Annotated in this window: 24 protein-coding genes; 5 read left to right on the top strand and 19 right to left on the bottom strand. The window is 67.3% G+C overall.

The window, feature by feature from the left end:
* Positions 1 to 963: a LysR family transcriptional regulator gene (locus LDO15_RS19455; protein ID WP_223981387.1), complete on the top strand. Its 963-nt coding sequence runs from the start codon at positions 1 to 3 to the stop codon at positions 961 to 963.
* Between the two features lie 72 nt (positions 964 to 1035).
* Complete coding sequence (locus LDO15_RS19450; protein WP_223981385.1) at positions 1036 to 1818, top strand: SDR family NAD(P)-dependent oxidoreductase; 783 nt, start codon at positions 1036 to 1038, stop codon at positions 1816 to 1818.
* 98 nt (positions 1819 to 1916) lie between these two features.
* On the opposite strand, the gene LDO15_RS19445 is transcribed toward LDO15_RS19450, so the two are convergent.
* The 9 genes from LDO15_RS19445 to LDO15_RS19405 form a co-directional block, all read right to left on the bottom strand.
* Positions 1917 to 2693, bottom strand: a complete 777-nt coding sequence (locus tag LDO15_RS19445) for an SDR family NAD(P)-dependent oxidoreductase (RefSeq protein ID WP_223981382.1) — start codon at positions 2691 to 2693, stop codon at positions 1917 to 1919.
* 1 nt (position 2694) lies between these two features.
* A complete protein-coding gene (locus tag LDO15_RS19440) occupies positions 2695 to 3693 on the bottom strand; it encodes a fumarylacetoacetate hydrolase family protein (RefSeq protein WP_223981379.1) in 999 nt (332 codons plus the stop codon).
* Between the two features lie 12 nt (positions 3694 to 3705).
* The gene (locus tag LDO15_RS19435; protein WP_223981376.1) at positions 3706 to 4779 is read right to left on the bottom strand and encodes an amidohydrolase family protein; all 1074 of its coding nucleotides are present in this window, start codon (positions 4777 to 4779) and stop codon (positions 3706 to 3708) included.
* Positions 4776 to 5900 carry an FAD-dependent oxidoreductase gene (locus LDO15_RS19430; protein ID WP_223981374.1) on the bottom strand — a complete coding sequence of 375 codons (1125 nt, stop codon included), beginning with the start codon at positions 5898 to 5900 and terminating at the stop codon, positions 4776 to 4778. Before LDO15_RS19430 ends, LDO15_RS19435 begins: the two co-directional genes overlap by 4 nt.
* Before the next feature lie 102 nt (positions 5901 to 6002).
* Positions 6003 to 7061, bottom strand: coding sequence for a cyclase family protein (locus tag LDO15_RS19425; RefSeq protein WP_223981371.1), 1059 nt, complete (start codon positions 7059 to 7061; stop codon positions 6003 to 6005).
* Entirely contained in the window at positions 7058 to 8020 is a 963-nt protein-coding gene (locus tag LDO15_RS19420) for a fumarylacetoacetate hydrolase family protein (RefSeq protein WP_223981368.1), read from the bottom strand. The genes LDO15_RS19425 and LDO15_RS19420 overlap by 4 nt, the downstream gene beginning before the upstream one ends.
* Positions 8021 to 8027: 7 nt before the next feature.
* Entirely contained in the window at positions 8028 to 9047 is a 1020-nt protein-coding gene (locus LDO15_RS19415; RefSeq protein ID WP_223981365.1) for a VOC family protein, read from the bottom strand.
* Between the two features lie 159 nt (positions 9048 to 9206).
* On the bottom strand, positions 9207 to 9908 hold the full coding sequence (locus tag LDO15_RS19410) for an SCO1664 family protein (RefSeq protein WP_223981363.1): 702 nt from the start codon (positions 9906 to 9908) through the stop codon (positions 9207 to 9209).
* 45 nt (positions 9909 to 9953) lie between these two features.
* A complete protein-coding gene (locus tag LDO15_RS19405) occupies positions 9954 to 10628 on the bottom strand; it encodes an MSMEG_4193 family putative phosphomutase (RefSeq protein WP_223981360.1) in 675 nt (224 codons plus the stop codon).
* 146 nt (positions 10629 to 10774) lie between these two features.
* On the opposite strand from LDO15_RS19405, the gene LDO15_RS19400 reads away from it, so the two are divergent.
* Positions 10775 to 12163 (top strand): sigma 54-interacting transcriptional regulator, encoded by a 1389-nt coding sequence (locus LDO15_RS19400; RefSeq protein WP_223981357.1) that lies wholly within the window; start codon positions 10775 to 10777, stop codon positions 12161 to 12163.
* A 46-nt stretch (positions 12164 to 12209) separates the two neighbouring features.
* On the top strand, positions 12210 to 14213 hold the full coding sequence (locus LDO15_RS19395) for a VWA domain-containing protein (RefSeq protein ID WP_223981354.1): 2004 nt from the start codon (positions 12210 to 12212) through the stop codon (positions 14211 to 14213).
* A gap of 125 nt (positions 14214 to 14338) precedes the next feature.
* Here LDO15_RS19395 and LDO15_RS19390 read toward each other — a convergent pair whose 3' ends face one another.
* The 5 genes from LDO15_RS19390 to LDO15_RS19370 form a co-directional block, all read right to left on the bottom strand.
* Positions 14339 to 15151, bottom strand: coding sequence for an SDR family NAD(P)-dependent oxidoreductase (locus tag LDO15_RS19390; RefSeq protein WP_223981351.1), 813 nt, complete (start codon positions 15149 to 15151; stop codon positions 14339 to 14341).
* A 285-nt stretch (positions 15152 to 15436) separates the two neighbouring features.
* A complete protein-coding gene (locus tag LDO15_RS19385; RefSeq protein ID WP_263428405.1) occupies positions 15437 to 15832 on the bottom strand; it encodes a substrate-binding domain-containing protein in 396 nt (131 codons plus the stop codon).
* The gene (locus LDO15_RS19380) at positions 15748 to 16332 is read right to left on the bottom strand and encodes a LacI family DNA-binding transcriptional regulator (RefSeq protein WP_263428281.1); all 585 of its coding nucleotides are present in this window, start codon (positions 16330 to 16332) and stop codon (positions 15748 to 15750) included. The genes LDO15_RS19385 and LDO15_RS19380 overlap by 85 nt, the downstream gene beginning before the upstream one ends.
* A gap of 121 nt (positions 16333 to 16453) precedes the next feature.
* The gene (locus LDO15_RS19375; protein ID WP_223981345.1) at positions 16454 to 17596 is read right to left on the bottom strand and encodes an amidohydrolase family protein; all 1143 of its coding nucleotides are present in this window, start codon (positions 17594 to 17596) and stop codon (positions 16454 to 16456) included.
* The gene (locus tag LDO15_RS19370; RefSeq protein ID WP_223981342.1) at positions 17596 to 18960 is read right to left on the bottom strand and encodes a glutamine synthetase family protein; all 1365 of its coding nucleotides are present in this window, start codon (positions 18958 to 18960) and stop codon (positions 17596 to 17598) included. The genes LDO15_RS19375 and LDO15_RS19370 overlap by 1 nt, the downstream gene beginning before the upstream one ends.
* A gap of 395 nt (positions 18961 to 19355) precedes the next feature.
* On the opposite strand from LDO15_RS19370, the gene LDO15_RS19365 reads away from it, so the two are divergent.
* Positions 19356 to 19565, top strand: coding sequence for a hypothetical protein (locus LDO15_RS19365; protein ID WP_223981340.1), 210 nt, complete (start codon positions 19356 to 19358; stop codon positions 19563 to 19565).
* A gap of 130 nt (positions 19566 to 19695) precedes the next feature.
* Here the strand turns inward: LDO15_RS19365 and LDO15_RS19360 are convergent, their stop codons facing one another.
* From LDO15_RS19360 to LDO15_RS19340, 5 genes are all read right to left on the bottom strand, one after another.
* Positions 19696 to 20088: a VOC family protein gene (locus LDO15_RS19360; protein WP_223981337.1), complete on the bottom strand. Its 393-nt coding sequence runs from the start codon at positions 20086 to 20088 to the stop codon at positions 19696 to 19698.
* A 2-nt stretch (positions 20089 to 20090) separates the two neighbouring features.
* Positions 20091 to 20933 carry a MarR family transcriptional regulator gene (locus tag LDO15_RS19355; protein WP_223981334.1) on the bottom strand — a complete coding sequence of 281 codons (843 nt, stop codon included), beginning with the start codon at positions 20931 to 20933 and terminating at the stop codon, positions 20091 to 20093.
* Positions 20934 to 21108: 175 nt separating this feature from the next.
* On the bottom strand, positions 21109 to 22482 hold the full coding sequence (locus LDO15_RS19350) for a DUF3100 domain-containing protein (RefSeq protein WP_223981332.1): 1374 nt from the start codon (positions 22480 to 22482) through the stop codon (positions 21109 to 21111).
* The gene (locus LDO15_RS19345) at positions 22479 to 23705 is read right to left on the bottom strand and encodes an amidohydrolase (protein ID WP_223981330.1); all 1227 of its coding nucleotides are present in this window, start codon (positions 23703 to 23705) and stop codon (positions 22479 to 22481) included. The genes LDO15_RS19350 and LDO15_RS19345 overlap by 4 nt, the downstream gene beginning before the upstream one ends.
* 43 nt (positions 23706 to 23748) lie before the next feature.
* Positions 23749 to 25296, bottom strand: a complete 1548-nt coding sequence (locus LDO15_RS19340) for an aldehyde dehydrogenase family protein (RefSeq protein WP_223981328.1) — start codon at positions 25294 to 25296, stop codon at positions 23749 to 23751.
* Positions 25297 to 25322: the final 26 nt, after the last annotated feature.

Raw genomic sequence — 25322 nt, 5'->3', positions numbered from 1 at the left:
ATGAAGAACCTGGACCTGAACCTGTTGCCCCAATTGCAGGTCCTGCTGGAACTGCGAAACGTTTCGAGGGCGGCTGAACGGCTCCAGCTCAGCCAGCCGGCCACCAGCGCCGCAATGGCCAGGCTCCGGCGCCATTTCGACGACGAACTCCTGGTGCGGAACGGCCGGACGTATGACCTCACGCCCTTCGCGCAGTCCCTGGTCCCGCTGGTTGATGAAGCAATGCTGCACATCCAGCGGGCCACGCGGGTACGCTCCGGCTTCGACGCCGCCACGAGCGAGCGGGAATTCATCATCGCAGCCTCGGATTATGCGGCGGCGCTGATTGTGGGTCCGCTGCGGGGGATCCTGCGCGAGGCCGCACCCGGCGTATCAGTGGACTTCGTTCCCACAGCCAAGTCCGGAATCCAAGGCCAGATGGCTGACTATTCCAAGATTGACCTGCTCGTCGGGCCCACGGGATACCACATGCAGGGAGCGAGCAAGCAGCTCTTCCGGGACAGCTTCGTGGCTGTGGCTGACACCGGAAATCCCCTGCTCCAGCAGCCCGGGCTCACCCTGGAGGACCTGGCCACCGTTCCCCACGCCGTCGGCTATTTCGGCGAGGGAATCAGTACGCCGGCGGACAAACTGTTCGAGTCGCGGGGCATCCAGCGCCGCGTGGCGGCTGTGGTGGCCGGATTCCTGTCCCTGCCACTTTTGGTGGAGGGAACTGACCTCGTGGCGCTGGTCCCGGGCATGCTGGCAGCACGGGCCCAGCGCGGCGCGCATATCGTGGTGCTGGAGTTCACGGAAGACACTGAAGCGTCCCTTGTGGAAGCGATGTACTGGCACCCGTCCCAGACCGAGGACCCTGCCAGCGTCTGGCTGCGTTCCGTGGTCCAGCGGGCCTGTTCACGGCTGCACGAACTTTTCCCCGTCGCCGCCCACCCGGTGACTATTCGTGCGGCGGATACCACCTAGAGCCAAGGCGCCATTCCCCGTTCGGACCAACCCTGCGAGAGTCGAAGAAACGTACTTTCGGAAGGGACCCCTATGCCTGTCTCCAGCCAGCGCCTGGCCGGCAAAACCGCCGTCATCACCGGAACGTCCAGCGGACAAGGCAGGGCGGCGGCGCTCGCCTTCGCGGAGGCAGGGGCTTTAGTGGTCGGTTGCGACATGGACGACGACGGCGCCGCGGCCACCGTCCGCCAGGTCACCGCGGCCGGGGGCCGGATGAGCAGCAGCCGGGTAGACCTGACGGACGAGACCGCCGTGGCGGCATGGGCGCAGGACGTCGCCGCAAACCATGGCCAGGTCCACATCCTGTACGCTAACGCGGCAGTCACCCGCTTCGCCCCGGTGGAGCAGCTCACGTTTGCCGACTGGAAGTGGAATGTTGAACACGAGATGGACGTGGTGTTCCTGCCGGTCAAATACTTCTGGCCACAACTGATCCGGGCGCAGAACGCCGCCATTGTGCTGGTGGGATCCACGGCAGGAGTCACCGGATCCATGACCAACGGCCGGCTGGCCCACACTGCCACAAAGGGAGCCGTGGTGGCCATGACCAGGCAGCTGGCGGCCGAGGGGGCCCCGCATGGACTGCGCGTCAATGCTGTCAGCCCCGGAATGATCCGCACCGCGGCCACCGAGGGCAACCTCCTGTCCGCCGACCACCCCATGCGTTCCATCGCCGGCAGCATCCCGCTGGGCCGGATTGGCTCGCCGGAGGAAGTGGCCAAATGTGCGCTGTTCCTTGCTTCCGAGGAAGCGTCGTACGTGACGGGCGCCAACCTGATGGTCGACGGCGGCTGGTCGGCGGTGCTGCCGGGCTAGCGAGCGTGCATTATCCCAACTAGCTCGCAGTTAAGGCCGTTATGAGCGCTCATAACGGCCTTAACTGCGAGCTAGTTGGGGTTCGGAAGGCGGTCCAGTCAGCGCATGGCGTCGGAGACAGACTTTGCTCCGCCGTGGCCTGACTGGCCCCCGTCCACCGGGATCTCGGCACCGGTGACAAACGAAGAGAGCGGGCTGAGGAGGAACAGCACGACGCCGGCCACTTCTTCCACGCTGCCCGTGCGCCCCAGCGGAGTCTCGGCCAGCGTGGCCTGCCTGAACTCGGGCTTGGCGCTTGCCGTCATGGGCGTTTCGATGAAGCCCGGGTGGACAGTATTAACGCGGATCCCGCGCGGGCCGAGTTCCATGGCCGCCACCTGGGAGAGCCCCCGCAGCGCCCATTTGCTGGCGGTGTAGGCCACCGGGTAGTGCGCGGTCAGGCCCGCCACGGAGCCCACGTTCACGATCGCGGAGCCACTGGCCATCAGCGGTGCGAGGGCCTGGATACCGAGCAGGGCTCCGGCAACGTTCACCTCGTAGACGCGCTGAAGGTCAGCCACAGAGGCCTCCAGCAGCCGGCTCCGCTGGGTGATGCCTGCATTGTTGACCAGCCCGTCCACCTGCCACCCTTGGAACTGGATCCATTGAGCGAGATCGGACCAGCCGGAGGCATCGCTGACGTTCAGCTGCCGGTACACCAACGCGCCGGCCGAAGCCGGTGACACGAGGTCCAGCCCAGCCGGCATGTCCACGGCGAGGTCTGTGGCGATGACACGGGCCCCGGCCTCCACGAGCATGCGCGCCTCGGCAGCGCCCTGGCCCTGGCCCGCGCCGGTGACCACCACAGTCCGGCCATCGAGCTGAAGGGAGACCACCCTACGTCCCGGAGGTAACCGCGGAGGCAACCCGGTTGCGCGGGCGCTGCCGGGCACTCACGCGGGCCCCGGCGTTGCGGCGTTCACCCACCGTGTTCTCGATGCTGCCGATGCCTTCCACGCTCATGCGGACCACGTCGCCGGTTTTCAGCGGCGGGGGAGTCTTTGAGCCGTTCCGCCCCCACAGCTCCGCGAGGCAACCGCTGCCGCAGGTGCCGGAGCCCAGCACATCGCCGGGCCCCACCACGGAGTCCTGCGAGGCGTAGGCCACGAGCTCGGCGAAGGGCCAGCCCATGTTGGAGAGCAGGTCCTGGCCGATGGCTTCGCCGTTGACCTCGACCGACATGGAGATCGGCAGGAACCCTTCGGCGTCGTGCAGGTCCTCGAACTCGTCGGCGGTGACAATCCAGGGCCCCAGTGTGTTGGCGAAGTCCTTGCCCTTGCAGGGTCCCAGGCCGACTTTCATTTCCCGGCGCTGCAGGTCCCGTGCTGACCAGTCATTGAGCACGGTGTACCCGAAAATGTGGCGGTGCGCTTCCGTCGCGGTCAGGTTCCTGCCGTCGCTTCCGGGGACGCGCCCGACGACGGCGGCGACTTCCGTTTCAAAGTCCAGGTCGTCGCAGCCCGCCGGAATGCCGATCAGCTCACCGGTGCCGGTCACCGTGTGGGGGTTGGTGAAGTAGAAGGTGGGCGCCTCGTACCATTCGGGCACCACGCCGGCCACGCCGTCGATGCTTTTCCGTACCCCTTCGACGTGCTCCTCGAACGCCACGAAGTCCCGGATGGTGGCGGGCACCAGCGGGGCGAGCAGCCGCACTTCGGCGAGCGGAACGGCCGGGGCGGATCCGATGGTCTGCCCGGCACGACGCAGCGTTTCTTCCAGTCCGGCGTCCAAAAGATCCTGGACGCCCTGGCCTGCGGGCAGGGCGTAGCAGGTTCCGCCATCAACGAAGCCGGACTCCGTCCCGCCGTCGTGGTTCCAGCGTGCAATCTTGACCATGAAAAATCTTCCTTAGGCTGTGCGGCGGGGAGTAAGGATCGAGGCGGGCGTGATGCCCAGGGCGGCAGCATTGCCGGCCAGCACCCTGGCTTCATCTTCGGCGGGAAGCCGTGCCTGGAGAACTTCCGCCACCGGGCGGTCGGAGCCCATATCGAACGGGTAGTCCGAACCGAGCAGCACCCGTTCCGGGCCCGCGGCGGCCACGAGGGCGCGCAGTTCGGCAGCGCTGTGGACCAGCGAATCGAAGTACAGCTTCTTCAGGTACGACGACGGCGGCTGGGCGCAGGCGTGTGCCTCCGGCCGGACCCGCCAGGCATGGTCGGAGCGGCCCAGCGTGGTCGGGAGGTAGCCGCCGCCGTGCGCGGCGATGACCAAGAGGCGCGGGTGCCTGTCCAGGACGCCGCTGAAGATCAGGTGGGACAGGGCCACCGCGTTTTCTGCGGGCTGGGAAACGGTGTTGGCGAGGTAGAAACGGTCCAGCCGCTCATCCAGCGAGCAGCCGAACGGGTGCAGGAACACCACGGCTCCGAGCTCCTCGGCACGGGTCCAGAACGATTCCAGCCGGGGGTCGGAAAGCTCAACGGAGCTGCGGTCCGGGTCCCCGGGGGTGGCGGCGAACGAGCCGATTTCCACGCCGAGCAGCCCGCACTCCAGGACGGCGTGTTCCAGGGCTTCCACCATCAGGGCGGGGTGCTGGAGCGGGACCAGGCCGAGCCCGTTGAGCCGTTCCGGCGCGCGGTCCACGAACTCGCGCACCGCTCGGTTGGCGGACTTGGCCACCTGCAGGGCCAGCTCTTCTTGGGCGAAGTAGTAGAAGTGCGACGGGGACGGCGAGACCAGCTGGGCGTCAACGCCTTGGGCGTCCATGTCCGCCAGCCGGCGGTCCAGGTCCGTCAGCTGCGGCCACCGCTCCTTGATCATCCGGCCCGAAGCGGCCATGGACTCCGGTCCGTTGCGCCGCACTTCCAGGGCCTGCTGGGCGCCGAACCCCTCGGGATCGGCTTCGGCCACCAATTGCTGCAGGGCCGGAAGCAGGATGTGGGCGTGGACGTCCACGGTGGGCGTTTCAGCAGAGCGGGTGCTCATGCGGGTTCCCTCAGCATGGTGGACAGCGAGTGCATCAGGCCCGGCACGTCGGCGTCCCGAACACCGTCAAGCATCCACTGGCCCAGCTGGACGGAGGCGCTGACCACTGCCTTTGCCCGGTCGAGGCGGCGGTCGGTGAACTCCTTCCACAGGGTCTCCGTGAGGTCGTCGGCCTTGATCAGCAGCTCGGCCAGCACGGCGGCGTCTTCCAGGGCCATGGCAGCCCCTTGGGCCACCGTGGGCGGGCAGCTGTGGGCGGCGTCGCCGATGATGACACTGCGGCCGCGGTTCCACGGCCCGTCGACCAGATGGGTGGTGAACCACGTGTAGTTGATGCGGGCGCTCTGGTCCAGGCTCACGCGGATTTCGTTCCAGGGGCCGCCGTAGGCTGCCGCGAGTTCGGTCATGATGCGGGGGCCGTCTTCGTGCTTGCGCTCCTGGGCTTTCTCTACGAGGTAGGCGTAGATGGTGTCCGGGCCGGTGGGGCAGTAGCCGGCGATGAAGCAGGGGCCGCCGTAGGTCAGGTCGGTGCGGACCACCTCCGCTGGCCGCTCCACGAACGCGCGCCAGATGCCCATGCCGGTGGGCTGGGGTTCGACGTCGATACCGATGGCCTTGCGGACAGCGGAGTGCAGGCCGTCGGCGCCAATCAGGAGGTCGTAACGGGCGGTGCCGCCGTCGGCGGTGCTGACGGTGACGGAGCCGCCGTCGTCCGTTATTCCGATGACGGTCTTGCCGTAGCTGATCCGTGCACCGGCCTGCTCAGCCCGCTCGCGGAGAATGGCGGTGAGGTCTGGGCGGTACATTCCCAGCGTGGCGGGAAGGTCCTCGCCGCCGGTCCGGATGTCCTCGAGAACCGCGATCACGGTGCCGTCGGGGTTCGGGGCGCGCAGGCCAAGGGTGCTGAACGCGTAGCCTTTCGCCTCGATCTGCTCCCAGACGCCGAGCTGGCGGAAGATCCTTAAAGCGTTGCCCTGCAGCGTGATTCCGGATCCGAGAGTCTGCGGGACTTCCGCCTTCTCCAGGACTTCCACGTGGATTCCGGCGTCGGCCAGAAGGATGGCTGCGGTCAGCCCCGCGGCTCCCGCCCCGACGATTCCGACGTTCTGTACTGCTGCCATCGCTGACTCCTTTGTATTGACGGCGTAACTGCTGGTGGTTGTGTTGCTGTTGTACTGAAAGCTACCGGACTGTGATTTCCGGACCCGATTACCGGACTGTGATTACCGGACTGCGATCGGGTTGACGGGTGACCCCACGGCGCCGGTGATGGGAAGCGGGGCGGCGGTGAGCAGGAAGTCATACCTGCCGTCCGCCGCGCACGCGTCCGCCAGGCCGTCCGGGTCCCACATTTCACCCAGGAACAGCCCGAGATTCGGAATGGCGATCTGGTGGAGTGGCTGGAAAGCGCCCTCAAACTCGTTGGGACGGACCTCGAAGCCCCAGGTGTCGGTGGCGATCCCGGCGATTTCGCTGCGGTGCAGCCACGGCGCGGTGCTGAAGGAGAGCCCGGGGGCCGAGCCGCCGGCGTAGTCGCCCCAGCCCTCGCGGCGGACCCGGGTGTGCTGGCCGGTGCGGATCACCACGATGTCGCCCCGGCCTACTCTGGAACTTGGCCCCTGCAGTTCAATGGTCCGCTGGAGGTGCTCCGGGGTGATGGCGAAGCCGTCCGGCAGCTCGCCGTCGCTCCGTCCCACCTCGGGTCCGAGCGCGCGGCCAACGTCCAGCAACACGCCGCGGGTCACGATCTTCGCCGCGGCCGTTTCGATTCCCGTCACCAGGTCGCCTTCAGAGGTGACCACGTCCCCGGCAGCACGGCCATTCCAAGCCTTGCCCTGGTCGAAAATGTGGCCCAGACCGTCCCACTGTGTGGAGCACTGCAACGGCATGGCAATGACGTCGTCTGCTCCGCCGAAGCCGTGCGGGAATCCCTGGTTGCCGCGTTCGGCGTCCACACCGGTGTCGGTCATGGTGTGCACGGGGTTGGTGCGGCGGCGCCAGCCCTTCTGCGGTCCGTTGGTGTCGAACGGCTGGGACAGCGAGAAGGCCTCGCCCGTCTTCACCAGGGCTGCTGCTTCGACGCGCTTGGCCGCGTCGATGAAGTTCAGGGTCCCCAGGACGTCGTCTACGCCCCAGCGGCCCCAGTTGTTGTGGGTCTTGGCCATAGCGCGGATGCTGCCGAGCGGGTCCTCACGCCGGATCACCGGGGAATCAGTGGCTGATTCCCCGGTGCCGGTGGTGATGCCGGTCCCGCTGATGGGGGCGGTCTCCTGGGTGGTCACGGCTGGCTGCCTTCAGTTTGCACTTCGTCCCTACAGCGGATCAGCTGGGTGCCCAGCCCGGTGATGGTGCCTTCCATGACGTCGCCGTCCTGGAGCAGCCGGCCCCAGTGCTGTCCGTTGCCGGCGGGGCTTCCGGTCAGGACCAGGTCGCCCGGGCGCAGCGGCATGATCTGGGAGGCCTCGCTGACCAGCTTGGCCACCCCGAAGATCATGTCCTGGGTGGACTCGTCCTGCATGGCCTGGCCGTTGAGCTTCAGCGTCACCTGGACATCCTGCGGGTCGCCGAAGAACTTGGCGGGTACCAGCAGCGGTCCCGTGGGCAGGAAGCCGGGGGCGTTCTTGGCCCGGTACCAGTCGGAGCCGATAGCAGGCATGTCCTTACGGAAAACGTACTCACGGGTGGTGATGTCGTTGACCATGGTGTAGCCGAAGACGTACTCGAGGGCTTCCTCGGGCGTGACCCGGAACGCCGTCCTGCCGATCACCGCCGCCAGTTCCAGCTCCCAGTCATGGGAGTTGGAATAGGCAGGCAGGGTGAGGTCGTCCGTGGCGGACGCGATCGCCGTCGGGAGTCCAATGAAGAAGTACGGCGTGCCCTGCCCTGCCCGCTGGTCCATCATGGCCGCCGTCTTGGCGCGCACTTCTTCCTCGTCCTCGCCCTGGCCGCGGTGCGCTGCGGCGAGGTCGATCACGTGCTTGCGGTAGTTGGCGCCGGTCTGGAGGACCTGGACCGGCTCCACCGGGGCAAGGAGTTCCACGTCGGTCGCTGCCAGGCCAGTACGCTCAGCGGCAGAAGCGGCGATGGCATCCAGTTGGCACTCCGTGGTGTCCCAGTGCTCAATGATGGAGTTGATCTCCTCATTCAGCGGCACGACGCGACCGTCCACCAGCATGCCTGCCCGGGCCTTGGTGTCACCGGGTTCCTGAAAGCGGATCAAAGAATACGTAGCTTCAGCCATGGCGCCGTTAGCCCCGTCCCTGCTTGGCGTAGGGGTTCAGGAGCGCTTCCTTCATCTCGGGGGCGGCGCCTTCTTCGGTGGCGGTGAAGCCTTCGGCCGGAGGGAATGATTCCGTCATGGAGTGCGGCATGGCGCCGTTCTTGTAGAAGTTGTTCGAACCCTCGGAAGGCTTCCAGGTGTTGGCCTCCCAGTCCGGGACGTAGTTGCGGTAGCCGCCGGAGTTGAGCTCCACGCGCAGGCCTGACGGCTCGCGAAAGTAGAGGAAGTTCTGCTCACCCACGCCGTGAATAGAGGGGCCGTATTCCATCGGAGTGCCGTTCTCCATCATGACGTCCGCCGTGCGGAGCAGGTCCTCGGTGGCGTCAACCCAGAAGGCGATGTGGTTGACGCGGCCGGGGCGGTTGGAGGTGTCCAGGACAACGCCCAGGTCGTGGGATTTCTCGTTGGTGGTGAGCACGGAGAAGACGGTGATGGGAGCCTCGTCCAGGTCCACGAATGCCATGACGCGGAAGCCGAGGGCCTCGTTGTACCACTTGGCGAAGCCGCGGACGTCAGAGGTGGCGACGGTGACGTGGTCCAGGAACCGGGGAGCGGCGGCGTGGCTGCTGCGGCGTTCCGGCCGGTCCGGGTAGGTGGACTCGAAGCCGGCTTCGGCGACGAACATTTCCACGTCGTAGAACAGGCGCATGTGGTGGCCGTAGGGGCCGGTGAATTCGTACGCCTTGCCGTAGCCGTGGCCGCCGGCGGTCCAGCTGCCCTGGACTCCGGTTGCTTCAACGCCCCGGGCTGCTGCTTCGAGGGCTGCCTGGGAGTTGGTACGCCAGGCCATCCGGCCCAGGGAGGCTTCCGGCCCTTCGGTGATGACCAGGCTGTAGCGGTAGTAGTCGCCCCAGCAGCGCAGGTAGACGTTGCCGTCCACCCGGTCGATGATGCGCATGCCGAACTTTTCCTCGTAAAACTGTGCCGAGGCTTCGACGTCCGGGGTGGTGATCTCGAGGTGGGCAAGATGGGAGAGGGGAGTTTCCACGTTGAAGTCCTTCTATGTTGTTGCTGGACGGGACCAGCGGGTCTAGTAACCAGACTGAAGCACCGGAGCTATTCGGTGAAGGGGCGTTTCCTGATGCCACCTATTTGTCTGGTAGATAGTTGAAATGACCCTTGATTCGCGCGTTCAGGAAGCAGTCACCTACACGAGCGGCCACGGGTAGCGCCTGCCGGTGCGGTCAACCGGCAGCACCCGTGAGTGCAGCAGGCGCCGGACGCGGTGGCGCAGGGCGGCGATCTCGTCGTCGTCGAGGAGCTCGGCCACCCCGGACGGCGCGGCGTCTGCGAGCGGGGCGATGTCCTCGAGCAGGGCCTCGGGGATGGGGTTGCCGGCGAAGTCCCAGATCACCGTGCGGAGTTTGAAGTCTGCGGAGAAACACAGCCCGTGGTCGATGCCCCACACCCGCCCGTCGTCACCGCGCAGCACGTGGCCGCTCTTGCGGTCCGTGTTGTTGGCGACGCAGTCGAACAGGGCGATCCGGGCCAGGTCACGATGGGTCTCGGGGGCGTCCTCGAAAAGAGTGAAGTAATGTTCCTGGAAGTCGCACTCGATGAACCACTGGAGCGACCCGACACCCAAGGGCGCCTCGTCCCGGATCACCGTGGGCGGGACGAGTCCCCACCCCAGGGACTCGCTGAGCAGGTAGGCCGCACGTTCCCGCCGGTAGAGTCCGGGCTCGAAATCGGACAGCGGCCGTTCCCCTGCCTCCGGCTTGTAGACCGCATACGCGGCGTCGTCCCCGCAGGAGACCTCGACGAGGAACGTCTCGTTGCTGCTGCGCGGGATGCGCCCGAGCAGCTCGACGCGGCCCTCGGTGAGCAGGGTCAGCTCCCGGCCGGACACCGGCTGTTCCCGTTCACCGAAGCTCCCGACACACTCTGCCCACAGTCACGGCCCCCTCAGCCCGCTCAGCGGTTCCGCCGTCGAATTCACCATGAGCACCGCGGGTGCGTGACCTGCCATAAACGAGATGGCCGACACCGAGCCCGGGCTGATGACGATGCGCTGGAAGAGGTCCAGATGCGTGCCCAGGGCGTGGGCGACGGCGGCCTTGATGGGGTCGGCGTGGGAGAAGCACACAACGACGCCCCCGGCGTGCGCTGCGCGCAGTGAGTCCAGCGCTCCGACGATCCGTTCCTGCATCTCCCGGAAGCTATCGCCGCCCGGGAAGCGGAAGAAGGACGGGCTGTGCTGGACGGTCCGCCACTCCGGCAGGGCCGCGAGGTCGGCGATCACGGCGCCGGTCCACTCGCCGAAATCGCACTCAAGCAGCCCTGCGTCATGGTTCACGTCCAGTCCCGTGCGGGCCGCCGTCGGCTCCGCCGTCTCGCAGGCGCGCTCCAGCGGCGAGGAATAGAGGGCATCGACGGGCAAGCCGGCGAGCCGTTCCGCGACCCGTTCCGCCTGGGCCCGGCCCCGGTCGGACAGGTGCAGTCCGGGGGCCCGCCCCGGCAGCACCATGCCCGTCGTCGGCGTCTCCCCGTGGCGCACCAGAAGCAGGAGCGTGCCCTGCTGCGTCAAGGAAGGCCCCGATGGTTGTGCCGGCGGTGTTGATTCAGTCATCAACATCCAGCGTATCGCTCGCCGCCTACCCCGTGCCTCGCAAGCTCGGCACGGGGACCCCGGGCGGCTCCCTTGCGCCGCCTCAATGCGCAGGAATCTGAAAGAATCCCTCGATTCCCCGCCCAGTAGAGGTCTACGGTGGAGGGGTGAGTGATCGCCCCGATATCTTCACTGTTGGTGAACTGCGTGCCTCCGGCCACGTTCACAAGGACCTGCGCCGCGAAATCCGCGACAACCTGCTCGCCGCGCTCGCCGCCGGCCGCGATCCCTGGCCCGGGATGTACGGTTTCAGCCGGACCGTCCTTCCCCAGCTCGAGCGGGCCCTGCTCGCCGGTCACGACGTCGTCCTGCTCGGCGAACGCGGTCAGGGCAAGACCCGGCTGCTGCGCACCCTGGCGGGGCTGCTGGACGAGTGGTCGCCGGTGATCGAGGACTCGGAACTGAACGAACACCCGTATGAACCCATCACGGAGCACTCCCGTGCCCGGGTCCTCACCGAGGGGGACCGGCTGCGGGTGGCGTGGCGCCACCGCTCGGAGCGCTATGTCGAAAAGCTCGCGACGCCGGACACCTCCGTCGCCGACCTGATCGGCGACGTCGACCCCATGCGGGTGGCAGAGGGCCGCCGCCTGGGCGACCCGGAAACCATTCACTACGGCCTGGTGCCCCGCTCCAACCGCGGGATCATCGCCATCAACGAGCTGCCCGACCTCGCCGAGCGGATCCAGGTCTCAATGCTCAACGTGATGGAGGAACGCGACATCCAGATCCGTGGCTACGTGCTGCGGCTGCCGCTGGACGTGCTCGTCGTCGCATCCGCCAACCCGGAGGACTACACGAACCGCGGCAGGATCATCACGCCCCTGCGGGACCGCTTCGGGGCCGAGATCCGAACCCACTACCCGATAGAGCTCGACGACGAGGTGGCCGTCATCCGGCAGGAGGGTCACCTGGTGGCCGGCGTCCCGCCCGTCATCCTCGAGATCCTGGCCCGCTACACCCGGGCGCTGCGGCAGTCCCCGGCGGTCAACCAGACTTCCGGGGTGTCCGCGCGGTTCGCCATCGCGGGCGCCGAAACCGTCGCCGCGGCGGCCTTGCGCCGGGCCAGCGTGCGCGGAGAGGACGAGGCCGTCGCCCGGATTATCGACCTTGAAGCCGCCGTGGACATCCTCGCGGGAAAGATCGAGTTCGAATCCGGTGAGGAAGGGCGTGAACAGGACGTCCTCGACCACCTCCTGCGCACCGCCACCGCAGAAGCCGTGCGGGCGCACTTCCATGGCATCGACATGGGCCCGCTTGTGGCTGCGCTCGACGGCCACGCCACGGTGACCACCGGGGAACTGGTCACAGCGCGGGAGTTCCTCCAGAACCTCCCGGCCCTCAACAGATCCGGTCTCTACGACGAAATCAGTGAGCGACTGGGCGCGACAAACGACGGGCAGCGCGCCGCCGCCGTCGAACTTGCACTGGAAGGTCTCTACCTCGCCCGGCGGATCTCCAAGGAGTCCGATGACGAGGCGACGGTCTACGGCTAGGCCGTTCCACGGCCAGGTAATTCTGTGGCTCAGTAGAGGAGGGCCCATGAGCGTTCACAACCGGTCCAGGTACGGCCGGTACACGGGAGGACCGGATCCGCTCGCCCCGCCGGTGGACCTGGCCGAGGCGCTTGACGCCGTGGCCGAGGACGTCATGGCCGGCTACTCGCCCCGGCACGCCCTGCAGGAGTTCCTGCGGCGCGGCGGCCGCAACCGGGAAGGCCTCGACCACTTCGCCGGCCGCATCCAGCAGCGGCGCAGTGAGCTGCTGAGCCGCCACCGGCTGGACGGCACCCTCAACGAGGTCCAGAAACTGCTCGACACCGCGGTGCTGGAGGAGCGCAAGCAGCTCGCCCGCGACGCCATGATGGACAACACGGACCGCGCCTTCCGGGAGATGCAGCTGCAGAACCTGCCCCGGTCCACGGCGGCAGCGGTCAACGAACTGGCCTCCTATGACTGGCAGTCCAGCACCGCCCGGGAAGCCTACGAGCGGATCAAGGACCTGCTGGGCCGCGAGATCCTGGACCAGCGGTTCGCCGGCATGAAGCAGGCACTCGAGGGCGCCACGGATGAGGACCGCGCGGCCGTCAGCGAGATGCTGGAGGACCTCAACGAGCTCCTCGGCAAACACCGCCGCGGCGAGGACACCGATGCTGACTTCCAGGAGTTCATGGCCAAGCACGGTCAGTTCTTCCCGGAGAACCCGCAGTCGGTCGAGGAGCTGGTGGACGCGCTCGCCCAGCGCGCGGCCGCAGCCCAGCGGCTGCTGCAGTCCATGTCCGCCGAGCAGCGCGAGGAGCTGATGCGGCTCTCCGCCCAGGCGTTCGGCTCGCCCGAGCTGATGGCACAGCTGGGCCAGCTCGATGCCAACTTGCAGGCTTTGCGCCCCGGCGAGGACTGGTCCGGCTCCGAACGCTTCGACGGGGAGGAGGGGCTCGGCCTCGGCGACGGCACCGGCGTGCTGCAGGACCTCGCCGAACTGGACGAGCTCGCCGAACAGCTCTCCCAGGCCTACAACGGCTCGCGCCTGGACGACCTGGACCTCGACGCCCTCGCCCGCCAGCTCGGACAGAACGCCGCCGTGACGGCCCGCACCCTCGCCGACATCGAGCGGGCCATGCAGGACGGCGGCTACCTCCGGCGCGGCGCCGACGGCGATCTCCGGTTGTCCCCGCAGGCCATGCGGCGGCTCGGCAGGTCGCTGTTGCGGGACACCGCCAAGCAACTCTCCGGCCGGCAGGGTCGCCGGGACACCCGGGTTGCCGGGGCGGCAGGGGAGCAGACCGGCTCCAGCCGCCAGTGGGAGTTCGGGGATGCCGAACCGTGGGACGTCACCCGGACCATGACCAACGCGATCCGCCGCACGATCGCCGACGGCGGTGATCCGGGCCGCGGCCTGCGTCTCACCGTGGGGGACATCGAGGTGACGGAGACGGAGGCGCGCACGCAGGCCGCCGTCGTCCTGCTCGCCGACGTGTCCTTCTCGATGGCCGCCGAGGGACGCTGGGTACCCATGAAACGCACCGCGCTCGCCCTGCACCACCTCGTCTCCACCCGGTTCCGCGGCGACCGGCTGCAGCTGATCACGTTCGGCCGCTACGCGCAGACCATGGACATCGGCGAGCTCACCGCCCTGCCGGCCCTGCGCGAGCAGGGCACCAACCTGCACCACGGGTTGCTGCTGGCCGGCCGGTTCTTCCGCCAGCACCCGTCGATGCAGCCCGTCCTCCTGGTGGTGACCGACGGCGAACCCACCGCGCACCTGCTGGCCGACGGCGAGTCCTGGTTCGCCTGGCCGCCCGATACCGAGACCATTCGCGTCACGGTGGCCGAACTGGACCGCCTGGGGCGTGCCGGCACGCAGGCCACGTTCTTCCGGCTCGGTGACGACCCGGGCCTGGAACGGTTCGTCCAGCGGATGGCCCGCCGGATCGACGGCCGGGTGGTGGCGCCCGAAGCCGGGGATCTGGGCGCTGCCGTGGTGGGGGAGTACCTCCGCGCCCACTTCCGCGGACGCCCCTACGACGACGCCGACTGGGCCAGGTAGGCGGCCAGCGCGAGCCGGCGACGGCGGGAAGTCCCGCCGTCGTTCGCCTGAAAGGGAGTCCGGGGTGCCCGCATCGCCGTCGTCCGTTGCCTCGCGGAGATGAACCGGGGAGCCGGATGAGCGTCCTAGATATCCGCAAGGGTCAGCGCCGGCGGCGACTTTCCGTCGATGTCCAGCACGCCGAACTCCTTCGCAACCGCGGCGGCGACCAGCACCTGGCCGGTCCGCGTCATCAGGTTCGGGTCATGGAACAGTCCGTTGATCACGCGGCCGATGAATTCGGGGCTTTCGCTGGTGGAGAGATCGAACGCGCCGCTTTCCGCCGCGGCCAGGACCGCCTCGGTTCGGACCAGGCCCGGGTAGAGCGAGATGACCGGAATATCGTACGGTTTCAGCTCGACCGCCATGTCGGAGGTCATCTTGTCCGTCGCCGCTTTGGCGATGCCGTAGATCGTGTTGCCGAGGTGACGCTGCGCGGCCCAGAAGCTGATGTTGACGATCAGGCCGCGGTGCCGCGGCGTCATCATGCGGGCCGCGTGCGCCGAGCAGACAAAGGCCGCGCGGACGCCGGCGTCCATCATGCCGGTCCAGCGGTGCATCGGTTGATCCCAAAACGGCGCAGGCCACGTGAACGCGCCGCCTTCGGCCATCCTCTCGTAGCCGCCCCAGGCGCAGTTGACGAGAAGATCCAAGCGGCCGCACTCGGACCGGATCGCGTCAAACACGCGTGCTGTCTGTTCGTCCTTCAGATGGTCGCAGCGCAGGCGCCGCATCTCCGGCGGCAGGTCCGCCTGGTCAATGGAGCGGCCCGTGACGTAAACCCGAAACCCCGCTGCCAGAAGGCCCAGCGCAACGCCCCGGCCCACCCCGCGGCTCGCGCCGGTCACCAGCGCAAGATTTCCCGCTGGCGCCCCGTGCTGTTCGCGTTCGCTGGTCATGCCAAGCGGCCCCCGCTTACATTTCGTCCCGTGACTCCCATGATAGGCCGGGCCCGGCGCCTTGGAGGCCGCGACCTCCCCCCGGTGTCCGGGGCGGGCCTATCTCAAATTCTTGCGGTTTTTCTAGGGCGTCGCAGGACCGGGTGGGGTGGAGATGTTCATCCTTGGCGATCGAACTCCGCCCCGCCCGCGCCGTGGCTCACGCAGCGACGCCACGGACTCTCAAGGCCGCGAGATGCGTGACGTCGACTCACGAATCACGAGCTCAGGCTCGACCAGGTAGTGCTAGGCGCGTTCGCCCGTGAGGATCTGGTGGTGGAGCATCTTGAAAGTTGCGAAACCGAGTGCGCGGAAATCAAGGCGCATGGTGGTCAGCGGCGGGGAGAAGTAGGCGGCTGCCGGCATGTCGTCAACGCCCACGATGGAAAAGTCCCCGGGCGCACGGCGGCCGCGTCTTTCCATGGCGTTTATGAAGCCGAGAACAAGCTCGTCGTTGCTAACGAAGACAGCCGTGAACGTCGCCGGCTCCGCCATCTCGCCGGCACGATATCCGGAAACCGAGGACCAGTCGTTGGCGACATCGAGGACCTGGGGGCTCAGGCCGGCGCTCTGCATGGCATCTCGATAGCCGCGCTCGCGCTCGCGTGCCTCATTTCGGGTCGAGGGGCCGGCGACGTGCAGGATATCGCGGTGTCCCAGTTCGATGAGGTGACGCGTCGCGTCCAGGCCGGCTGCGGGCGAGTGGTGCCCGCGGAGCCCTCGTCCGCTGATGGAAGCTCCGAAACCGTGATCAACGGTGTTGCCTGGTCCCAGCCGGTGAGCAGCTTGTCGACGCCCGGCAGCGGGGTCGACGAGACAATCCCGTCAACCTGCACCGACTTGAAGTGGTTGAGCGCTCGCCGCGCCTCGACTTCCCAGTTCTTCGCTTCGAAGTCGAGATCAAGCTGGGCGATTGTCAGCGTGACGTCGGCCTCCCGGGCTGCGAGTCCCAGTCCTGTGAGCACGCCCTCGCTCCCGTGATTGAGGGCGCCCATGGCCAGGACGCCGACGGAGTTCGTCCTGCTCGTGCGCAGGATGCGGGCGGATTGATTTGGGACATACCCGAGTTCGTCGATGGCAGCCGAGATGCGCTCGCGTGTTTCGGCCCGCACGTAGCCGGCTCCGGTGAAATAGCGCGACACCGTCTGAGTTGAGACGTCGGCAAGTCTGATCCCGAAGAATTCCCGAATCCGAGGGAACCCTTGGATCGGCGGACTCCCCGTCCCGGCGTAGCGAGTTGCCGCCAGCCGCCGGCCGCCGTCCTCAGGGGAGCCCGTACACGCGGCGGGCGTTATCGCGTGCGACGAGTTGGACGATCTTGCGGGCGTCCGCCTCTGAACAGTCGTCGTCGTCGATCCATCCGCCGACAACCTTGGTGATCGCGTTGCGCCACAGTCTCGCTCCGAGGTAATGAAGTTCGGCTGGGCCGAATGCGTCGGAGGAGTAAAGGATCTTTGTGAAGGGAGCCAGTTCGAATGAGCGGGCCACCAGATTCCGGCTCCGTGACCCGGTGAAGTTCACGGCGAGTCCCACGTCGATGTAGACGTTTTCAAAGGCGTGGGCCAAATAGCCGGCCTCGCGTTCGAATGGATAGCAGTGGAGCAGCATGATGGGCGCGTCTCGGACGTCGGGGGACCGCAGAAAATCCATGAGGTACAGGGGATTGGTCTTGTGGAGGTCCAGGTCGCGGTCACCGAATCCAACATGGAATTGCACCGGGAGCTTCATCGACACGGCGGTGTGGATCCCGTGGGCGATGAGTGTCACGTCGGTGAGCTTCGCGTTGGTGCCGGCGCGCTGGTTCTCCTGCCAGCGGCGGGCTGCTTCAACGACCGCGGCCGGTGTCGGCCGGCTGAGGTTTTGGTCGAATCCTGCGCGGTAGGCCAGAACTGTCTTGACGCCCACGGCGCTGCGGGTGAGCTCCTGAAGCCGCTGGCCGAACTCGTCGACGTAATCTGCCGGGTTGGCAATGTCCTGGATCAGCGCCTCGGCGACCAGTTCCAGCCGAACGATCTCGTGGGTTCGCCCGCCTGAGGCCTCGGCCATGCCGGCCCTGCCGAAGTAGTCGGCGGCATCCAGGCCTGTATCGATCAGCCAGTCGCTCACCCCGGCAGCGCGGGTCATCCGCCGGCTGACCTCGAGTTCTCCAAGCTCGGAGCGCCGGCTCCAGTAGTCCGCCGGGGAGGCATGCCGTGGCAGATCAAGAATGCCGCTGCACCAGCGCCGGATGGCGAGCCCGATTTGTGAGTCGTAGGTGTCCTCAGGGCGGGCCAGTGCTTCGGTGTTTCCTTCGTTGAGCGAGTTCTGAAAGCGCGCCTCATCACCGTCGCCGTGAAACGCGCCATGCACGTGGTGGTCAATGAGGCTGACTTGTTCGACGAAGTCCGGGAAGGAGCCGCCCGCCATTAGATCGACCAGGCAAGTCGAAAGCGTTCGGCAAGCTCATCCGGCGCGAGTTCCGCGGCGATGCGCTGTTCGTAGCGCCGGACGGCCACCGTGGCATCGACGACGGCGTCTCCGAGAAGCCCGCGTGCCAGGTGGGACTTGTCCAGCGCGTCGATGATGGCGGCGGGGGAGTCTGAGAGCAGCCGGACGTTGGCCCGGTGCCGTTCACCTTCCGAAAGCCGTCCGGGGTCACCCGGGATCTCTGTCGGAAGCTTTTGCCCGCTGCGGATGCCGTCAAGGGCGAGCGCCAGGATGGCGGCGGAGGCCAGATACACGTTTGCCGACGGGTCGACGATTTTCACCTCGACGTTGGCTCCGTGCGGATTGCTCTTGCCCTCGTTCAGAAAGCGCACTGAGGCTTCCCGGTTTTCCAGGCCCCAGCATAGGTAGGCGCCCGACCATGTGCCGGGTGCCAAGCGGCTTCCGGACAAAACTGATCCCGTGAGGAAACCCTGGATATCGGGAAGTCCCGCAATGATTCCTCCAATGGCCGCGCCTCCCTCGGCGCAGATGCCGTGCGGTCCGCTGCCGCCGGAGAACAGGGGCAGGCCGTTCTTGCGGAGCGAAAAGTGCTGGTGGGCACCGTTTCCGACGGTGCCGGCAAAGGGCATCGGGGAGAACGAGGCCTGCATGCTGTGGGCCCTGGCGGCGATGCCAACAATGAGCTTGGCAAGGACCGCGGTGTCCGCGGCCCGAACCGGCGAGGCCGGGGGAAGCGAAAACTCGAACTGGTTTCGGCCGTACTCGGCGTGGATCTGCTCCATGGGAATGCCGGCCCGGTTCAGCTCTGACAGCAGATCATCGAGGAATGCCGATCGGTCCAGAAGACCGGTCGCCCCGTACGGAACCCAGGGCGCGGTTTCCAGCGCTGAACCGTCCGGGGCGACGAGGAAGAATTCAAGTTCGTGGCCCACGAGTACGTGGTATCCGGCCTCGTCGAGGCTGCCCTCGACGTCGGCCAGAAGGCGGCGGGCACAGACTGGAGAGGCGGCTCCGTCTTGTTCGAAAAGGTTGCCTGGTGCCCATGCCCGGCCGCCCTGCAGGACACGGAGTCCCGCGATATCGATCTTGAGGCGCATATCGCCGACGGTGGTGATGCTGTCCGTGAACGCTATCCCGCCGTCGATCGTGAAGACATGCCAGACGGGGGCAGCGCCCATCCCGGATTCGTGGAAGGTTTTGAGCCGTGTCAACGGAACGCTCTTGGCCAAGGTGATGCCCGAAGCATTCACCACCGTGCCGATCACCGTGCGGACGCCGGCCTCCTGGAGCTCGTGCTGTGCTTTGGCAGCGTCGGATTCGTCGGCAGATGCGATTTGAGTCATGCGCCTATCATGCGGCGGCTCCGCGTCCAATGAAAGGTTCGCAGACTCCCCTCCACGCTGCGCCCGGCCGACAGGCCGGAAACCCATGCGGCTCCTTGGGAACCCGGCCGAAATGAGGGGAACCCGTTCGCCGATGTGCGGGATCCCGGTCGTTTGACCTATTGTCTTGACAAGGATGAACGAGATCGTTTTAATTGTTAATTAAGACGCTCTTATGTGATGCAGGTCACGATCGCCGCGAGCTTGGGGGACGCGACAGAGACATTCCCGGCAGCCATCCCTTCCCCTGTTCATGGGGGGCAGATACCGATGGCCACCGCGAATTCTGTGTCTTGAACTGGAAGCAACCACCCCCTCGGGCGCCGTAAGACCCCGACCACCACGCAAGGACAACTATGTCGACCACCATTGAAGCCATCGATATTCACGTGACCAGCCGGCACACCCTTGAAGAGCAGCTTGAGGCCGCGGTCAAGGACCTTCAGGAAGCCGCGATGCTCACGGGGACATACGGAATCCTGGTCACTCGCAACAAGCCCGGACGCTACACAGCCGCGCTCTCGGACCAGGTTCCCTTCGGAATGACCCGCGAACTCGTCCACTGAAGACCACGCCGGCCGCCAGCAGCACAGAGAGGAAACTGAGCCCTGGCAGAGGCACTCAGCTGGATCCGGCTCTCCGCCCTCTGTGAACAGTCCCCCCTTTGTGAACAGTCCGCCCTTTGGGAACGGCGCGCTATTCGCCGGCGGGCTGGAACAACTCGACCACGTTGCCGGACGGATCTTCCAGCAGGATCTGTTGTCCGCCGGGACCTTTGACGATGTCGTTGCGGAACGTGAGGCCTGCCGCGCGCAGGCGGCCCACCTCGGCCGCGATATCGCTCACGATGAGGTGGATTCGGTTCCATCCTCCCGGTGAGGGGACGGTGCCGTCCGGCATGGGCCGTCCGGCCGAGCTGCGCGGCCCGCTCAGGAGGAGTCTCAGCCGGCCGCGGGTGACGTCGGCGAAGGCCGGTGCGGCACTCATCCTGAGGGCGAACCCGAGGTGCTTCGTATAGAAGTCGATCGCCGCATCGACGTCGTCCACCATGTAGCGGACGCTGACCAGCTCCGTAAGGTCGTTGGGCATGGCTAGCTCCTTTCCGAACTCATTGGGGAATGCTCGATGGCGTAAAGCAGGAACTGGATCCGCGAGGCCAGTTCGTCTGCCGTGCGGACGAACGCCGGGTAACTGTCGTTATCGGCGGCTCCGGCGGCTCCGGGGGCTTTGGCTGCCGCGGCAGCCGGATCCGGGATGCTCCAGTGCACCATCGCGGGTGCCCCCGGGAAGTCCGGGCACACTTCCCGCACCCGGTCGCACAGGCTGATCACGTAGTCGAACCGCTGCTCGGCGAACTCACCCAGATGCTTGGAACGGGCGCCGCTGATGTCCATGCCGCGCTCAGCCATCACGCGCACGGCGTGAGGGTGCAGGTCCTTGGGGTGGCTGCCGGCGCTCGCGGCTTCGATCCGGGAACCGCCCACGTGCCGCAGGATCGCTTCGGCCATCTGGGAGCGGGCGCTGTTGCCCGTGCAGAGGAACAAAACCCGAACGGGCGACTGCGCGGCAGGCTGACCCGGCGGTCGGTCAAGAGCGCCGGCCGGCCCCGGCAGACCAGCGGGGACCAGCCGCAGGCCGGGGTGTAGCGCCGCGCCGGATTCGGCAAGCCGTTCGCGGTAGCCTGCCAGGTTGAGGCTGCAGTAGGTGTCCCGTCCGTCGGCCGAGCTGCGCCGCATGGTCACCAGCCCGGCTGCGCGCAGACGGCCCAGATGGTAGGATGTCAGGCTCTGCCGCTGGCCCACCAGCGCCGTCAGCTCGCGCACCTGCCGGTCGCTGCGCGCCAGCTCGCCCAGCAGCTGCCACCGCACGGGGTGTCCGGCCACGCGAAGGAATTCCGAGGCCTCCTGAGCCTCTAGGGATGTGGTACGGCTCACAAGGAAATTATATCAATCTTGATAGATCGATCAATGGGGTTTGATTGGTTTCGCCGCCGGACCGGAGCGTCGGCACAAGCGACGAGCAGCACCCCCCCCAAACGCCAGCGGCCGACGGCGGGAGGTCCCGCCGTCGGCCGTTCACTGCCGCCGCAAACAGCGGCGCTGAAGCTGTCTAGTGCCAGAGCCCCAGGGCGAACTCGGCGATCACGGTGGAGAGCAGGAAGGATGCGGTGATGGCGACCAGGCCCACCGGAATGATCTTCCAGCCGATGGTTTTCAGCAGGGGGATGTCCTTGCCCAGGGACAGGCCGGCGAGCGTCAGCATGACAGTGGCGATGGACAGGAAGTCGACCGACTTGATGACGGCTGTGAGGGCTTCCGCGCCGAAGAACCACGGGCTCGAGATGTAGGCGCCGATGGTGGTGATGTAGACGATCGCCGAAATTTTCTTGGTGACCTTCGCCAGGGCGATGCTGACCAGGACCAGGGCGAGCATGATTGCGTACCCGCCGACGATCGCCAGGCTGAACCCCTTGGCTGCCACCGAAGCGGTGCCGATGCCCAGGACCGTGAGGACCGACAGGGACAGCCACAGCGGGAGCCGGATGGGTGCCGAGGATTCGGCGACCTGCTCACGGAACCGACGGTTTTCTTCGGCCTGGGCCTCGTCCCGCTCAATGTCGGCCCGGCCGCGCTCTGCAGTGGCCCCTGCGGCGACGGCTGCGGTGTCGCGGGTCTGCTTGCGGGTGAGGACCTTGTAGAAACGGTCCGCCAGCGGTAGGGCGATGTAGATTCCGACGTAGACGCCGAGGATGGTGGTGATCAGGTTGGACACTGCCGCCATCCCGAGGATGGCTTCCTGGTCGCCGGGGTAGGCAGCGATGATGCTGGCCGAGGACGCCGCCATCATGGAGCCGGATCCCACGCCGGCGCCCATGGCCAGGGCCAGGGGATCAAAGATCTTCCAGTTGGCCACCAGCGAGGTGAGCAGCGTGATGAACACGGCGCCAAAGAGGGTTCCGAAAACATACATGGCCAGCACCCCCCGGTACTGGTCCGAATCGGGACCATACTTTTCGGAGACCATGGCGAAGGACGGTTCGCGGTCCAGGGAGAACGTGGCCCCCACCGTTGCCTTGCCCATCTTGAGCAGGACGGCCAGGGGCAGCGCCAGTGCGATGGTGCCCAGCAGGTGGCCCACTTCCTGCAGCAGCAGGGCGGGTCCCGCCTTGATCAGGCTGGGGAGGCTGGGGCCGATGTTGAACGCCAGCCGTGCCACCAGGAGCAGCACGGCCACGCCCACCAGGGCGGCCGCGATCCGCTGCAGGTCCAGGCCGAGCGGCTTGAACTTCTGGATGGAAACCAACAGGCCAAGGATGAGGCCCCAGACCATGGGGAAGATGACGATTGCGCCGATCCCGAGGTCAATCTTGGCCTGGCCGATCAGTTGGACGGCTACGGCAATGACGAAGGCCAGGGCGGCGACCGGAAGCGTGAGCCGGGCGCCAGCTTTGTCTATCCGCGCGGTTGTGGTGCTGGTACTCATGATGTGCCTTCCTGGGTGAAAGTACGACGGCGGTATGCCGCTTTGGTGAAGCGTGCTCGTTCGGTGGGGGTTGAGGCTGCGGTGGCGACGGTCCAAGCCAGCGCGGTGGCCGCCTCGAACATCACCCCGTACGCCTCCGGAGAGTCTGCAAGTGCGGCGAACGCATGGGAGTGGATGGGCGCGTCCGCACCGGGAATGCTCAGCCAGGGATGCAGGGACGGGATGACCTGGGAGACGTTGCCCATGTCCGTCGACCCGCCGCTGAGGCCGGCCGCCGGCGAGGTGTCCTTGCCGAACGCCTCCATAGCCTCGGTCCAGTGCGCTGCCAGGGCGTTGTCCTGGAGCAGGGGTTCGTAGAGGGGTTCCGTTGCCTCGATGGCTAGGGTGGTGCCCGTGGCGAGGGCTGCTCCTTCGAAGCAGCGGCGGACGCGTTCCAGCAGGGCCTCGTATTCCGGAAGGGTGAAGGCCCGGCACTCAAACTGGACCACGGCCCGTTCCGGAATGATGTTGGTGACGTGTCCGGCCTCGGCGACGTACATCGCGACGCGGTGGTCGCCGGGGATCTGCTGGCGCAGCAGCCCGACGGCCACCTGGCTCAGCACTGCCGCGTCCGCGGCGTTCACACCCTGATGCGGGGCTGCTGCAGCGTGCGCGGCCTTACCGGTGAACGTCGCCTTGTACCGGCCCACGGCCTGGGCGCTGGTGCCCGTCGGGTTGTAGGTCAGGCCGTCCTGGACGGGATGGACCATCAGGGCCAGGCCGACGCCGTCGAACGCTCCCCGCTCCAGCAGGAGCGCCTTGCCGCCGCCGTGCTCCTCGGCGGGCGTTCCGATCGCCTTCAGCGTGATGCCCAACTGGTCCACGTAGGGCCGCAGGGCAAGGGCCGCGGCGACGGAGGCGCCGGCGATCAGGTTGTGCCCGCACGCGTGCCCGATGCCCGGGAGCGCATCGTACTCCACGCACAGGGCCACCATCAGGTCACCGCTGCCGGCGCTCGCGGTGAAGGCCGTGGGCAGGCCGCCGCTGCCGCGTTCAACCTCGAAGCCGCCGGCGTCCAGCAGGGCCGCTGCCGCTTCGGCCGAGCGGACCTCCTCGAAGGAGACCTCCTTGGCGGCGTGGATGTCCCGCGCCAGGGCCAGGACCCGGGGTTTCCAGTCGTCGACGCCGTCCGCGAGGGCGGCGCGAAGGGCCGCCAGTGCGGCGGTTATGTCTGTCAGTTCCATAAGTATCTGCCTGCTCCAGTTAGGTCGCTTGAGATAGGACGCTTTAGTAGGACAGCGACGGGAAGGGCGAGCCTGCCGCGCGGGTGGGCACCCAGATGGCTTTGGTCTGGGTGTATTCGTCCAGGACGCCGGGGCCGGAGGAACGGCCGTGGCCGGAATCGCCGAAACCGCCGAACGGAACCGCCACGTGGATGGTTTTGTAGGAGTTGATCCAGAACGTGCCGGCCTTGACCTGGCGGGCGATGTGGTGCGCGCGGGAGACATCGGAGGTCCACACGGCTCCGGCGAGGCCGAAGTTGGTGTTGTTGGCGCGGGCGATGGCTTCTGCTTCCGTGTCGAATGCGTCCGCGCCCACCACGGGACCGAACACCTCCGTGGTTTCGAGGCGGTTTTGCGGCGTGACCCCGTCCAGGAGGGTCGGCATGACCCAGTGCCCGCCGGCCAGGCCGGACCCGGAGAGGGCATCCGGAAGTGTGGCGCCGGTAAGCCGGCGTCCGCCGTCGTTCAGTCCTGCCTCGATGAGGGAGGTGACGGTGGCGAACTGCTGGGCTGTGATGATCGGGCCCACTTCGGTGTCCGCGCTGAGCGGGTCGCCGACCCTCAGCAGCGCGGCCTTCTCGGCCACCAGCTCAACGAACCGTGCGTGCACGCCGCGCTCCACCAGGAGCCGTGATCCGGCGACGCAGGATTGGCCCGCGCCGGAGAAGATCGCCGAGATGGCGCCGTCGGCGGCGCGGTCGAGGTCGGCGTCGGCGAACACGATGTTCGCGCTCTTGCCGCCCAGTTCCAATAGGGCGGGAATCCCGGCCTGCGCGGCCGCGACGGCGACGCGGCGGCCGGTGGGCACGGAGCCGATGAAGCTGATCTTGCCGACGCGCCGGTCGGTGGTGAGGGCGGCCCCCATGGTCTGCCCCAGTCCCGCGGCGACGTTGAACACGCCGGCCGGAAGTCCCGCCTCGCGGGCCAGTTGCGCGAGCCGGATGGAGGAGGCCGGGGTGAATTCGCTGGGTTTGATGATCACGGCGTTGCCGGCGGCCAGCGGCGCGGCGGAGTTCCAGCCGGCCGTGAACAGGGGAGCGTTCCACGGGGTGATGGCGACGACGACGCCCCAGGGGACGCGTTCGGTGTACGTGTGCCACGGCCCGGGAACGGGAATGGTCTGCCCCGTCAGCTTGTCCGCCCAGCCGGCGTAGTAGCCGAACATCTCGGCGACTTTAGCGGCTTCGGCGCGGGCGTCGCGGATGGGTTTTCCCGTGGTGGCGGACTCGAGGATAGCCAGTTCCTCCGCGTGTGCTGCGACCACGCGGCTGACGGTGCGCAGGATGGCGGCCCGTTCGAAGCCGTTCATGCTGGCCCAGGCTGCCGCACCCGCCGTCGAGCTCTCCAGGATGGCGTTGGCGCCCTCGGCTCCGGGGTCGGCGTAGCTGGCAAAAGGTTCCCCGGTGGCCGCCGCGGTGAGCGTGATGGACTCGCCGCTGCCGGCAACGGTCCTGCCGTCAAGGAAGGCGCCGAGGCCGGCCGGGAAGGCCGCGTCCAGGACCGCCCGGGCGGTGGCGGCCGAGGAGGAAGTGGGTGCTGTGGTGATGCTCAATGTGGTGTTCCTTTGCGGGCTGGGGG

Source organism: Arthrobacter sp. NicSoilB8 (assembly GCF_019977355.1).
GTDB lineage: Bacteria > Actinomycetota > Actinomycetes > Actinomycetales > Micrococcaceae > Arthrobacter.
This window is presented reverse-complemented; position numbering and strand designations above follow the sequence as displayed.